Consider the following 13,509-nt stretch of genomic DNA (forward strand, 5'->3'; position numbering starts at 1 on the left):
GATTTAAAAGGAGATGCCATGCGCCGAGCAATTCAAGGTGACATTTTAACTGCGTGGGTGAATGAAGATATCACTCATCTTGATTTAACCACTCATCTTTTAGAGATTGGCGATCAGCCGGCCCGTGCGGCGTTTTATGCCCGTGATGCTGGCATTGCGTGTGGCACGGAAGAGGCGGTCAATATTTGTGAAAAAGAGGGCGTTCAGGTGATCTCTTTTTTACATTCTGGCGATCCGATTGCAGCGCATACGCCATTTTTTGTGATGGAAGGGCGGTTTGACGCGCTCAATGCGATTGTAAAAGTCCTGCAAAATATCTTTGAATATGCCGGTGGAATTGCCTCAAGAACCGATCAAATGGTGCGCCGTGCAAAAGCGGTGAGTCCTAAAATAAATGTGCTCACAACGCGAAAGGTCTTTCCGGGTACGAAAGCGCTTTCAATTAAGGCGATTTTATCCGGTGGTGCATACCCGCATCGGTTGGGGTTATCGGAAACAATTCTCCTTTTTAAACAACATATCGATTTTGTCGGCGGGTTTGAGGGGCTTAAGACGGCGATTCCTAAAATTCATGAGAAAGATTGCGAAAAGCCAATTTTGGTGGAAGTGACTAATGAAACCGATGCGTTGAGCGTCGCGGAGCTTCCCATTTATGGAATTCAGTACGATAAGCTCCCACCTGAAGTATTAGCGGCGATTATCGAAAAGGTGCGGGTAATTAATCCCAAACTTGTACATTTAGCAGCGGGCGGGATCAATCTTAATAACGTTGAAACCTATGCCAATACAGGGGCAGATGGATTGGTGACGACCTCACTCTATTTCGGAAAACCTCTTGATGTGGGTGTTAAATTCACGCCTGTCACTGCGTAATCTAAAATTTAAACTTTATTTTAACCGGTTAAAACGGTAGCATAGGCGCAAAATTAATAGCGATATATGATACAAAAATAAGGAATGTAGACCAACATGGATACCATGCAACGGAATATTCCTCTGTTATTGATGCGTGCGCGTGAAGTGATGATGCAAAATTTCCGCCCCATTTTAAATAAGAGGAATTTAACAGAACAGCAGTGGCGTATTTTGCGTGCGCTCTATGAAGCAAAAGAGTTAGAGCCCCGTGAATTGTGCGAGATTTGCTGTATTTTGAGCCCTAGCATGGCGGGGATTTTAAAGCGTATGGAAGATCTCAATCTGATTATTAAAGTCCCCTCTAAATTTGATCGCCGCCGTGTTGAAGTGCTTCTTGCGCCCGGTGTTGAAACGCTCGTTGAGGAAGTGCTAGAAGAGAACATTAAAGCCTATGATGAGTTTGCGGCGAAAGTTGGCGATGAGGTGCTCTATCAATTAGAAGATGTGCTCGATCAATTGCTCGTTAAAGCCTCGGAAGATTTAAGTGATGACGCACTATTAGAGGCGCCACAAAAGGTGAATGGAAAATCACGTAAAAAGGCGGAATCAACAGGTCTTTAAGGGTTTTTAAAAATCGAAATTTAAACGCTTAAATCGCGATTCAAGTAGGTCTCATTTAGAGGCCTATTTTTTTGTCTTTAGTTTTTGATCTAGATCGGCAAAATAGATTTGACATTCGCTTTTAACTATTAGTATTATCGTAGTTAATACTAATATGTTAGTAATTTAACAACCAGACAATAAAACAATAATAAATGGGAGGAGTAATGTCACAACTCGATTTGACTAATAAAACCGTTTTTGGTGTCGCATTAAACTTCAAATCGCTGATGGAATCGCATCAAGCGGCGTTTAATGAAAAGCCCTATGTCGCGCCACCGAAAAAGCCAGTACTCTTTATTAAAACGCCCAACACCTATAATTTAACCCATGTTGTGCCTGCGGGAAATCTCGAAAAAGTACAAACCGGAGCAAATATCGCCATTGTAATGGGGAAAGATGCTACACGCGTGACGAAAGAAAATGCCCTTGAGTACGTAAAAGGGATCACGGTAGCCAACGATTACTCGCTGCCGATTGAGAGTTATTATCGCCCAGCGGTTGTTGCAAAATGTCGCGATGGCTTTTTTACAATTAATGAAACCATTACGCCGTTAAGTGAGATTGCTGATTTAAATAATCTCACCTTAACCCTGAGCGTTAATGGCGATGAAAAACAGCGTGAAACGAGTGAAAACTGGGTGCGCGACCTTCCAGAATTATTAGAAACGATTACCGAATTTATGACGCTTCATGAAGGCGATGTACTTCTAACCGGTACGCCGGCGAATAATATCTATGTATCGGCAGGAGACAAGGTTACCGCGAGCATTGAAGGGATTTCTACATTAACCGATACCATCAGCGGGGAGGACGCGTAATGTCAGCACTTAAAAAAGCACGAATTCAATATCAAAACGAAATTTATAACGTGACCGTTAATGATGATCTGTCGGTGAATCTTCCAAATGGTGAGGTGAAATCAGAGGCGGAAGTTACGTGGTTACCGCCAGCGAACGGCATTATGATTGCGCTTGGTCTTAATTACGCCGATCACGCTACCGAGCTTGCGTTTGAACCTCCGAAAGAGCCACTTATTTTCGTTAAATCTCCTGGAACGTATGTGGGTCACAATAGCCATAGCTGGCGCCCAGATAATGTGGATTATATGCATTATGAGTGTGAGCTTGCGGTGGTGATTGGCAAAACCGCAAAAAATGTAAAACGCGAGGATGCGTGGGAGTATGTTGATGGATTCACGCTCTGTAATGATTATGCGATTCGTGATTATCTAGAAAACTATTATCGCCCCAATCTGCGCGTTAAAAATCGTGATGGAATGACGCCCGTTGGCCCCTATATTCTCGATAAATCGGCAGTTAAAGATCCGATGAATCTGGGTCTAAAAACGTGGGTTAATGGCGAGCTTCGCCAAGAGGGAAATACGAAAGATATGATCTTTGACGTTCCTTTTTTAATCGAATATTTAAGTGAATTTATGACACTTAATCCGGGTGATATGATCGCAACCGGTTGCCCGAAAGGCACCTCCGATGTAAAAGCCGGCGATACCGTTGTGATTGAAGTGGAAGGCGTTGGCCGATTAGTCAATCATGTTTTAACGGAAGCTGAGTTTTATCAGCGTCAAAACGCGTAATCGATAATTAGCCAATTTAAGAGCCGAGTGCGGGGAAATCCGCGCCGACATAAGAAGAATAAAAATAGAGTCCTAGAGTGCTAGGCGAGGAGAAAGAGATGATTAAGCATTGGATTGATGGTAAAGAAGTTGCTAGCGACGAAACCTTTGAAAATATTAACCCAGCTACTATGGAAAAGATCTGTGATGTGGCAAGTGGTGGGCAAAAAGAGATCGATATGGCGGTTGCGGCAGCGAAAAAAGCCTTTCCAAAATGGTCAAAAACACCGGCAAAAGAGCGTGCAAAAATTATGCGCCGTTTTGGTGAATTGATCGATCAAAATGTTGAGAAAATTGCACAACTTGAAACCCTTGATACCGGGCTTCCGATTCATCAAACGCAAAATGTGCTAATCCCGCGTGCATCCCATAACTTCAACTTCTTTGCTGAAGTATGTACGCGCGTTAATGGGCATACCTATCCCGTTGATGATCAGATGCTTAACTACACACTCTATCAGCCCGTCGGTGTGTGTGCACTTGTATCACCATGGAACGTGCCATTTATGACCGCAACCTGGAAAACAGCGCCCTGTTTAGCGCTTGGAAATACGGCGGTATTAAAGATGTCTGAGTTATCGCCCTTGACCGCCAATGAGCTTGGCCGAATTGCGCTTGAAGCGGGCGTTCCTGAAGGGGTATTAAACATTGTCCAAGGTTACGGTAGCACTGCGGGTGCATCGTTAGTTCAGCATCCTGATGTGCGTGCTGTATCGTTTACGGGCGGTACAAAAACCGGCCAAGCGATTATGGCCAATGCCGGAATTAAAAAGTACTCCATGGAGCTTGGTGGTAAATCACCGGTGTTAATCTTTGATGATGCCGATTGGCAGCGTGCGTTAGATGCGGCGCTCTTTACCATTTTCTCACTCAATGGTGAGCGTTGTACCGCGGGGTCTCGTATCTTTATTCAAGAGAGCATTTATGATGAGTTTGTCGCTGAATTTGCGGCACGTGCGAAACGCATTAAAGTCGGCGATCCACAAAGTTTTGACACGCAAGTCGGTGCAATGATCACTCAAGATCACTACAACAAAGTCACCGGTTACATCAAAATTGGTATGGAAGAGGGCGCGACCCTTTTAGCAGGCGGTCTTGAGCGTCCTGCGGGATTACCTGATCATTTAAAAGCGGGTAACTTTATTCAGCCAACGGTCTTTGCCGATGTTGATAACAATATGCGCATAGCGCAAGAGGAGATCTTTGGGCCAGTGGTCTGTCTCCTTAAATTTAAAGATGAAGCAGAAGCGGTGCGCTTAGCAAATGATGTTGAATATGGCCTGTCGTCGTATCTCTGGACATCGGATTTAACGCGTGCACATCGTGTTGCCGCCCAAATTGAAGCCGGGATGGTCTTCATTAACTCTCAAAACGTGCGCGACTTACGCCAGCCGTTTGGTGGAGTAAAACACTCAGGGACGGGTCGAGAAGGAGGCGATTACAGTTTAGAAGTCTTCACGGAAGTGAAAAACGTCTGTATCTCGCTTGGCAATCACCACATTCCAAAATGGGGTGTTTAAATCACCAAGGCGCCTCGCATAACAATAAATATAACAACGAATTAGTTGAGGAATATTAGGAGTATAGTCATGGGTAAAATCGCATTAGCAGCAAAAATCACACACGTTCCGTCGATGTATCTGTCGGAGTTACCAGGTAAGCATCATGGATGCCGTCAAAACGCGATCGATGGACACATTGAAATTGGTCGCCGTTGTCGCGAACTGGGCGTGGATACGATTATCGTATTTGATACGCACTGGCTCGTAAATAGTGGATATCACATCAACTGTAACGCTCATTTTGAAGGGGTTTATACCAGTAATGAATTGCCTCACTTCATTAAAGATATGAGCTATAAATATGATGGGAATCCTGAGCTCGGTCATCTGATCGCAGAAAAAGCACGTGGCAAAGGCGTTCGCGCAATGGCACATGAGGTTCAAAGCCTTGAGCTTGAGTATGGAACGCTCGTCCCGATGCGGTATATGAATGAAGATCAGCATTTTAAAGTGCTCTCGATCTCAGCATTTTGTACCTCTCACGATCTGCAAGATAGCCGTAAACTTGGTGAAGCGTTGGTGGAAGCGATCAAAGAATATGATGGAACGGTTGCGGTATTAGCAAGCGGATCACTTTCTCATCGCTTTATTTGGGACCAACAAGCAGAAGCGGGAATGAATAGTTACACTCGTGAGTTTGACAGACAAGTGGACATTCGCGTGGTGGATATGTGGACTGAAGGGCTTTGGGCAGAGTTTTGCGCGATGCTCCCTGAATATGCCAACTATTGCTTCGGCGAAGGGTTGATGCACGATACGGCAATGTTGCTTGGCGTTCTCGGTTGGGACGAATATAAGGGCAAAGCTGAAATTATCACCGAACTCTTTGCAAGCTCTGGTACAGGGCAAATCAATGCAGTTCTACCCCTTGATTAATCTTAATCCTTAATCAATTAAACGATTCAAAAAGGAGAGTATCATGCCTCATTTTATTGTTGAATATTCAGCAAATTTAGAGAATGAGCTCGATTTTGATCAGTTTTTCACCCTTGTACATGAAAACTTGGGCGGCAGTGGCGTATTCCCTTTAGGGGGGATACGCAGTCGCGCAATCCGTATGGATCATTATCGAATTGCAGATGGAGCGCACGATTATGCGTTTATCCATATTCTTTTAAAAGTGGGATCCGGGCGGGATTTGGAGGTGCGTAAAAAAGTCTGTGACGATCTTTTTAACGTTATCGAATCCTACCTTGCGCCCATTCAAGACAAGCGCTTATTAGCGATCACATTTGAGATGCAGGAGATCGATCCTGTATTGACCTATAAGAAAAATAATATTCATGCATTTTTACAAAAAGAGGCCGAAAAGTCATAGCGCTATTGCCATGAACCTTTGTCCATCTTTGTACGCCCATCTCTGTATGTTTGTGTAAAAGTGCATTTAAGTAAACAGTAAGACAAGTAAGACAGATTATAAAAATACATGGCGCATATCATGCTAAGTGATACTCAGTCATAGACGTGCGCTAGAGAACTAAAAGGAAGAGCTATGTTAACACCAGAAACGATCGAACACCTTGCGCGTTCGCTCAATCAGGCGGAAAAAAGCGGAGAACAGCTGCGCCAATTTTCCCTTCAGCACCCTGATATTACGATTGACGATGCTTACAAAATTCAAAAGGCGTGGGTTGCGCAAAAAATTGCCGAAGGACGCATTTTAAAAGGGCATAAAATTGGTCTAACGTCACGGGCAATGCAGCTCTCATCGAACATTGATGAGCCCGATTATGGCGCGTTATTAGACGATATGTTTTTTGAAGAGGGCACGACGATCCCAACGGATCGCTTTATTGTACCGCGCGTTGAGGTGGAGCTCGCTTTTATCTTGGGTAAACCGCTACGTGGCCCGAATTGCACGATTTTCGATGTACTCGATGCTACCGATTGGGTGATTCCTGCGTTAGAAATTATTGATGCGCGGATTGAACAGGTCGATTCTGAAACTAAGGTGACACGTAAAGTCTTCGATACGATCTCTGATAATGCGGCCAATGCCGGTGTTGTGATGGGTGGTCGGGCGATTCGTCCAACGGAGCTTGATCTTCGTCGAGTCAGTGCGATTTTATATCGTAATGGCGTGATTGAGGAATCGGGCGTTTCTGCAGCGGTATTAAATCATCCCGCAAAAGGGGTGGCGTGGCTTGCTAATAAACTCCATCCTTATGGGGTTGAGCTTGAAGCAGGACAGGTTATTTTAGGCGGTTCATTTACTCGTCCCGTGCCAGCGCGCAAAGGCGATACATTTCATGTAGATTATGATGAACTTGGCGCAGTAACCTGCTATTTTGGATAAACGATCAGATAGTTCCGTTATTTGATCGAAACATTCTAAAATTGAAGGAATAGATAGATGAAATTTAGGAAAAATGCGTTTAAAGCCGCATTAAAATCAGGAGAGCCTCAAATTGGGCTGTGGGTGGGTCTTGCGAATGGGTATACCGCTGAGATGGTTGCATCGATTGGGTATGATTGGCTTCTCCTTGATGGTGAACACGCACCGAATAATGTATCAACTCTGTTAAGTCAGCTGCAAGCGATTGCGCCGTATGAGAGCGAAGGGATTTCTCATCCGGTCATTCGTCCCTTAGAGGGCTCGCCTGCAGTGATCAAACAGCTTCTCGATCTAGGCGCGAGAACGCTCTTAATCCCGATGGTCGAAACCAAAGAACAGGCTGAAACCTACGTTAAATCGATGTGGTATCCCCCAAAAGGGATTCGCGGGGTGGGAAGTGCACTTGCGCGGGCATCACGTTGGAATCAGGTCGATGACTATCTCAATCAAGCCGATGATGAGATGTGTTTATTGCTTCAAATTGAGACACTTGAAGGCGTTAAAAATCTGGATGCCATCGCTTCGCTTGAGGGCGTTGATGGGATCTTTATTGGCCCTGCGGATCTGAGTGCTTCGATGGGGCATCGCGGTAATCCATCGCATCCTGAGGTGCAAGCAGCGATTGAAAAGGCGCTTAAAATCATTAAATCTCACGGGAAAGCGGCGGGGATTTTATATGCAAATGAAGAGGGCGCTAAACGTTTTATCGAGATGGGCTTTAACTTTGTGGCGGTCGGTGTGGATACCTCAATTTTAGTGAAATCATGCCAGGCACTGCTTGATAAATTTAAAGCGCCAAATGGGGCAAAAAAAGAGGATAGCAACTCGGTGTATTAGCGGGTTGCCACTTTAGTAGCAAAGAAATTAGCATTATAGTTAACCTTTAAAAGCCCTGTCTAATGGTGAAAATGTTCACATTCACAGGGCTTTTTATTGGAAAGAATCCGGGCTTATGGCCCGAAAATTCAACAATAATAACAAAATGAATCATAACCAATGAAGGGGAGTGACATGTTAAAGGACTCAAATTTATTACGCACACAAAGTTACGTCGATGGAAAATGGATCGATGCAATTAGTGGCGAAACCGTTGCAGTGATTAATCCGGCAAATGGTGAGCATATTGCCGATGTCCCGCAGATGAGCCGTTTAGATGCTGAAAACGCGGTGGAAGCGGCAACCGATGCGCTTAAATCATGGCGGAGCGTGCCGGCGAAAACCCGTAGTCAGTTGTTGCGCCGCTGGTTTGATCTAATGATGGAGCACCAAGAGGATTTGGCCAAAATTCTTACCTTAGAGCAAGGAAAACCGCTGTCAGAAGCCCGTGGCGAAATTGCCTACGGTGCCTCCTATATTGAGTGGTATGCTGAAGAAGCAAAACGAATTTATGGCGATATTATTCCTGGGCCGAGCAGTGATAAACGCATTTTAGTGACGAAAGAGCCGATTGGCGTTTGCGCGGCGATCACTCCATGGAATTTCCCCAATGCGATGATTACCCGTAAGATTGCACCGGCAATAGCGGCGGGTTGTACCATTGTGGTGCGTCCGGCATCTCAAACACCGCTTTCAGCCTTTGCGATTGCAGAACTAGCGGATCGAGCTGGGATTCCAAAGGGTGTGCTCAATATTATTACCGGAGATGCCGTTGAGATTGGAAAAGTGCTTACTGAAGATGACCGTGTGCGTAAGTTTAGTTTTACGGGATCGACAGGCGTTGGGCGAAAATTGATGGAGCAGTGCGCGTCAACCATTAAAAAAGTGACGATGGAACTCGGTGGAAATGCGCCCTTTATTGTCTTTGATGATGCGGATCTCGATACCGTGATTGATGGGGCGCTCACTAGTAAATTCCGTAATTCTGGGCAAACGTGTGTCTGCGCGAATCGTTTTTATGTGCAATCGGGCATTTATGATCGATTTGTTGAACGTTTTTCAGAGGCCGTAAATGGGCTTAAACTCGGTGATGGCTTAACCGAAGGGGTTGAGCTTGGGCCAGTGATCGATGAAAATGCCGTTAAAAAAGTGACATCACATATTAATGATGTGGTCTCAAAAGGCGGGACGCTGGTAACGGGCGGAGAGATTGATCCGGCACTTGGGTCACTCTTTTTTAAACCTACGATTGTGAAAGATGTAAAACAAGAGATGTTGGTGGCAAAAGAGGAGACGTTTGGCCCGCTTGCACCGGTATTTAAATTTGAAACGGAGGCGGAAGTTGTTAATTACGCTAATGATACTGAGTTTGGTTTGGCTTCTTATCTCTTCACCCAAGATTTAGGCCGCATTGTTCGTATGACAGAATCCTTGGAGTATGGCATGGTTGCCGTCAATACAGGGCTATTATCAAATGAGGCGGCGCCCTTTGGTGGGGTTAAACAATCAGGCCTTGGTCGCGAAGGATCTAAATACGGCATTGAGGATTATTTAGAGATTAAATATGTCTTGTTAGCCGGAATATAATCCACTATTATTTTAAGATAGAGTCGCCATAAAAGGCTCGATCAACTATGAAAGTCGTAATGATGGGAACTATTTTTAGCACCTTATTGTTACGACTTTCTTTTTTATTTGCTAATAAATTAATAATTCATATGAAAAGTACAAGTTTAGCTTGGAAAATTACATTTATCATTTGAAATCTATCACGCATAATCGAATTATGCCTTGAAAAAGACATCACATAAAATAATTTATAAAACAATAAGATCAATAAAAAATAATAACGATCGAAGAGATGGGAGTAGAGATATGACTGAGTCTAATTTTCTTTTAGAGCGCTTAGAAAAGATTTTACCAATTATTGCAGCGAACGCAGACAAAGCTGAAGCGGAGCGAAAAGTACCAGAAGAGAATATTCGCTTATTAAAAGAGACAGGTCTGCATCGTGCATTTTTACCGAAAGCATACGGTGGGTACGAGATCTCTCTGCCCGATTTTGCTGAGTGCGTTGTAGCGCTTGCATCGGCGTGTGGTGGTACTGCATGGGCGTATAGTCTTCTCTGTACTCATAATCATCAATTAGCCATGTTCCCAAAAGAGTTTCAAGACGAACTTTGGAAAGATAATCCCGATACCGTTGCGAGCAGCTCAATCGCGCCTTTTAGTACCATTGAAGAGGTAGAAGGCGGCATTCGTTTAAGTGGTGAAATGGGCTGGAGCAGTGGTTGTGATCACGCAGATTGGGCGATTATTGGTTGTAATCGTTATGATGCGGAAGGCAACAAAGTTTACTCGTTTGCGGTGATTCCACGTGAAGATTACACCATTGTAGACAACTGGTTTGTGATGGGCATGAAGGGCAGTGGCTCAAAGATGCTTAAAATTGAGAATGTATTTGTCCCTGAACACCGTATCCAAGCAGCGCAAGATATGATGACCGGTAAATCCGCTGGATTTGGTCTCTATCCTGATAGCAAAATCTATTACACGCCATATCGTCCGTACTTTGCGTGTGGGTTTGCGGCGATCAGCTTAGGCGTGGCAGAGCGCATGTTGGAAGCCTTTAAAGAACGTACTAAAAACCGCGTTCGTGCCTATACCGGTGCTAGCGTCGGTACCGCAACGCCTGCATTAATGCGTCTTGCAGAATCGACCCATCAAGTGTTAGCGGCGCGCGCACTATTAGAGAAAACCTGGGAAGATCACAAAGTTCATGGTGAGCGCAAAGAGTATCCAACCCAAGAACGTTTAGCGTACTGGCGTACCAACCAAGGTTATGCGGTCAAAATGTGTATTGAAGCGGTTGATCGCCTCTTTACAGCAGCCGGTGGATCTGCGTGGTTTGATGGCAATGAATTACAACGCCTCTTTAGAGACTCTCATATGACCGGCGCGCATGCCTATACTGATTATGATGTTTGTGCGCAAATTTTAGGTCGTGAAATCATGGGACTTGATCCCGATCCAAGCATGGTATAAGCACATTTTGTTTTACTAAAAACATAATAACAACAGTTCCTCCCTCCAAGCAGGGCCGGCCGTGGTGGATACCAGAGCGCTGGTCTTGTTTGGATATTTATATCCATAGCTGTAATAATGGATGGGAGCCATAGAATCTAATTTCTATAACGTTTCTATAAATATAATAGATAAACAGCACATAATAATAACAATACCAACCAATGACTTAAGGGGATAAGGATATGGGACAGATTGATCCAAAAGCATTTCGTCGCGCATTAGGCAACTTTGCAACCGGTGTAACGGTAATGACGGCAACGGATAGAGATGGAAATCGAGTGGGCGTTACAGCAAATAGTTTTAACTCAGTATCACTTGATCCAGCACTTATTTTATGGAGTATTGATCGCCGTTCTGGCAGTAAAGAGGTCTTTTTAAATGCAACGCATTTTGCGGTGAATGTCCTTGCCGTTGATCAGATCAATATTTCGAACAATTTTGCACGTCCTGCAGAAGATCGTTTTGCAGGCATTGAATTTAAAGAGGGCGCAGGCGGTTCGGTATTACTGCCGAATTGTGCTGCAAGCTTTGAATGTGAACTCCATGAAACCTTAGATGGGGGAGATCACGTTATTTTAGTCGGGAAAGTGGTGGGCTTTAGTGATAATGGAAAACCGCCTCTTCTCTATCATCAAGGGGCGTATTCAGCGGTATTACCGCATCCAGGGCATGTGATTGACCCTGATTCTCATAAAAAAGAAGCCTCCTCTTGTGATGAGCGTTTGTTTGACAATATGCACTATCTGCTCACGCAAGCGGTTCGCGCCTATCAAAATGAGTATTATCCTAAACAGCTCTCCTCAGGGTTAAGTACAAGTGAAGCGCGTTTAGCGATGGTTTTACTTGGCGAACATGGATCAACAAAAGAAGAGATGCTCAAAGAAGTGGGCATGCCGATGCGTGAGATCAATATCGCGGTAGAAGCGCTTAAATTAAAAGGCTTCTTAAAATGTGTGGAAGGAACGCTCAGTTTAACGGAAGAGGGGCGTGCAGCGGCGGGGAAACTTGCGAGCATTGCGTCAAACCACCAAACGGAAGTATTTAAAAAATATACCTCCGAAGAGATCTCCGTATTTAAAAAGATTCTAAAAGAGTTAATCGACCGCGATCCTGATCCCAATTCATAGAAGGAGGGTCTTATGAGACAGATTCAGACCACTCCACAAAGTGCAGGACTCATTATTATCCTAGCGGCATTAGTGGCCTTCGGGCCGCTATCGATCGATATGTATCTACCAAGCTTAACGATGATCACCGACGATTTGGGAGCTGATATTCGTGAGATTAAACAGACCATCACTTTTTTCTTAGTCGGATTTAGTGTCGGAATGTTTTTTTATGGACCATTATCGGATCGATTTGGCCGGCGTAAACTGCTCTTTACCGGGATGATTGTCTATATTATTGCGACGATCGGCTGTATCTTTGCAGCAAATGGTACCGAGCTCTTTATTGCCCGTTTAGCCCAAGCGTTAGGCGGGGCAAGTGCTTCTGTATTGGCAAGAGCGATCGTTCGTGATCTCTATTCAGTGCAAGACTCGGCGCGTATTTTATCGTGGATGCATACCATTACGATGATCGCAACGCTGATTGCGCCGATCTTAGGCAGTTATCTTGCGGACTTTTTTGGCTGGCGCTCGATCTTTGTTTTTTTGTTGATATTCGCCGGGCTTACGGCCTTGGTAAGTTTTATTAATATTAAAGAGACCCTTCCCGAGGAGGCTCGGATTGAGTCACTGCCACAGGCGTTAACCTCCTATTTTGAGATTCTTAAAAATCGCCGAGCGATTGGTTATATCGGCTGCATGGGCATGGCGTTTGCGGGCATGTTTGTCTATATTACCGCCTCTCCCTTTGTTTATATCGAACACTTTGGTGTCACAAGCCAACATTATGCGCTTCTTTTCGGGTTGAATATCTTTTCGATTATGGCGATGACGATCTTTAACGCAAGGCAAGTCCGTACGCTTGATCCTCAAAAGATGATCGCCTTTGGCGCGACAACGGTGCTTGGATCGAGTCTATTTATGTTAGTGGTTCACCTAATGATCGATATTCCACTCAGTTTAGTGGTGTTAGGGCTCTTTTTCTTTGTGGGTATGACCGGTCTATTGAGCGCAAATTGCATTGCTAAATTAATGGGATTATTCCCCAAAAAACAGGCTGGAGCGGCGGCGGGACTTGCCGTATCGGTTCAGTTTGGACTCGGTGGGCTCTTGAGTTTTATTGTGAGTCAGAGTAAATCAGCTTCCCCTGCAGCGATGATTTATCTCATTGCCTGCGCTGGGTTACTCAGTTTCTTAGCCATGATGATGACGAAAGAGCCTGCCACTTCTAATTGATAACTACTGCGCGTTGATATGTAGGCATCGCTCAATGATTTCAACTCCATTCAGAGCGAAGCGCTTGCATTGATTTTGGTGTCACGCAGTAACAGAAAGAGCCATGATTCTTGAAGATAATTTCTCGTTGAATCATGGCTCTTTTTTATTGCTAAA

The 13,509-nt window shown here is 44.5% G+C and carries 13 protein-coding genes; all 13 read left to right on the top strand.

The window, feature by feature from the left end:
* Positions 1-18 precede the first annotated feature (18 nt).
* The 13 genes from modD to OXI21_RS07795 all read left to right on the top strand — a co-directional run bounded on the left by modD (position 19) and on the right by OXI21_RS07795 (position 13,353).
* The gene (gene modD, locus OXI21_RS07735) at positions 19-873 is read left to right on the top strand and encodes a ModD protein (RefSeq protein ID WP_279618991.1); all 855 of its coding nucleotides are present in this window, start codon (positions 19-21) and stop codon (positions 871-873) included.
* A 96-nt stretch (positions 874-969) separates the two neighbouring features.
* Positions 970-1,476 (top strand): homoprotocatechuate degradation operon regulator HpaR, encoded by a 507-nt coding sequence (gene hpaR / locus OXI21_RS07740; protein ID WP_279618992.1) that lies wholly within the window; start codon positions 970-972, stop codon positions 1,474-1,476.
* 206 nt (positions 1,477-1,682) lie between these two features.
* Positions 1,683-2,336 carry a fumarylacetoacetate hydrolase family protein gene (locus OXI21_RS07745; RefSeq protein ID WP_279618993.1) on the top strand — a complete coding sequence of 218 codons (654 nt, stop codon included), beginning with the start codon at positions 1,683-1,685 and terminating at the stop codon, positions 2,334-2,336.
* Positions 2,336-3,112, top strand: a complete 777-nt coding sequence (locus OXI21_RS07750) for a fumarylacetoacetate hydrolase family protein (protein WP_279618994.1) — start codon at positions 2,336-2,338, stop codon at positions 3,110-3,112. The genes OXI21_RS07745 and OXI21_RS07750 overlap by 1 nt, the downstream gene beginning before the upstream one ends.
* Positions 3,113-3,210: 98 nt before the next feature.
* Positions 3,211-4,671, top strand: a complete 1,461-nt coding sequence (hpaE, locus tag OXI21_RS07755; protein ID WP_279618995.1) for a 5-carboxymethyl-2-hydroxymuconate semialdehyde dehydrogenase — start codon at positions 3,211-3,213, stop codon at positions 4,669-4,671.
* A gap of 69 nt (positions 4,672-4,740) precedes the next feature.
* Complete coding sequence (gene hpaD / locus OXI21_RS07760) at positions 4,741-5,589, top strand: 3,4-dihydroxyphenylacetate 2,3-dioxygenase (RefSeq protein ID WP_279618996.1); 849 nt, start codon at positions 4,741-4,743, stop codon at positions 5,587-5,589.
* Between the two features lie 43 nt (positions 5,590-5,632).
* On the top strand, positions 5,633-6,031 hold the full coding sequence (locus tag OXI21_RS07765; protein WP_279618997.1) for a 5-carboxymethyl-2-hydroxymuconate Delta-isomerase: 399 nt from the start codon (positions 5,633-5,635) through the stop codon (positions 6,029-6,031).
* Between the two features lie 174 nt (positions 6,032-6,205).
* A complete protein-coding gene (gene hpaH, locus OXI21_RS07770) occupies positions 6,206-7,009 on the top strand; it encodes a 2-oxo-hept-4-ene-1,7-dioate hydratase (protein ID WP_279618998.1) in 804 nt (267 codons plus the stop codon).
* Between the two features lie 57 nt (positions 7,010-7,066).
* Positions 7,067-7,885 (top strand): 4-hydroxy-2-oxoheptanedioate aldolase, encoded by an 819-nt coding sequence (hpaI, locus tag OXI21_RS07775; RefSeq protein ID WP_279618999.1) that lies wholly within the window; start codon positions 7,067-7,069, stop codon positions 7,883-7,885.
* 174 nt (positions 7,886-8,059) lie between these two features.
* A complete protein-coding gene (locus OXI21_RS07780; RefSeq protein ID WP_279619000.1) occupies positions 8,060-9,511 on the top strand; it encodes an NAD-dependent succinate-semialdehyde dehydrogenase in 1,452 nt (483 codons plus the stop codon).
* A gap of 288 nt (positions 9,512-9,799) precedes the next feature.
* Entirely contained in the window at positions 9,800-10,969 is a 1,170-nt protein-coding gene (locus OXI21_RS07785; RefSeq protein ID WP_279619001.1) for a p-hydroxyphenylacetate 3-hydroxylase oxygenase component, read from the top strand.
* A gap of 224 nt (positions 10,970-11,193) precedes the next feature.
* Positions 11,194-12,138 carry a p-hydroxyphenylacetate 3-hydroxylase reductase component gene (locus tag OXI21_RS07790; RefSeq protein WP_279619002.1) on the top strand — a complete coding sequence of 315 codons (945 nt, stop codon included), beginning with the start codon at positions 11,194-11,196 and terminating at the stop codon, positions 12,136-12,138.
* A 12-nt stretch (positions 12,139-12,150) separates the two neighbouring features.
* Positions 12,151-13,353, top strand: a complete 1,203-nt coding sequence (locus tag OXI21_RS07795) for a Bcr/CflA family multidrug efflux MFS transporter (RefSeq protein ID WP_279619003.1) — start codon at positions 12,151-12,153, stop codon at positions 13,351-13,353.
* The last annotated feature ends 156 nt before the right edge of the window (positions 13,354-13,509 follow it).

Source organism: Ignatzschineria sp. RMDPL8A (genome assembly GCF_029815055.1).
Classification (GTDB): domain Bacteria; phylum Pseudomonadota; class Gammaproteobacteria; order Cardiobacteriales; family Wohlfahrtiimonadaceae; genus CALZBJ01.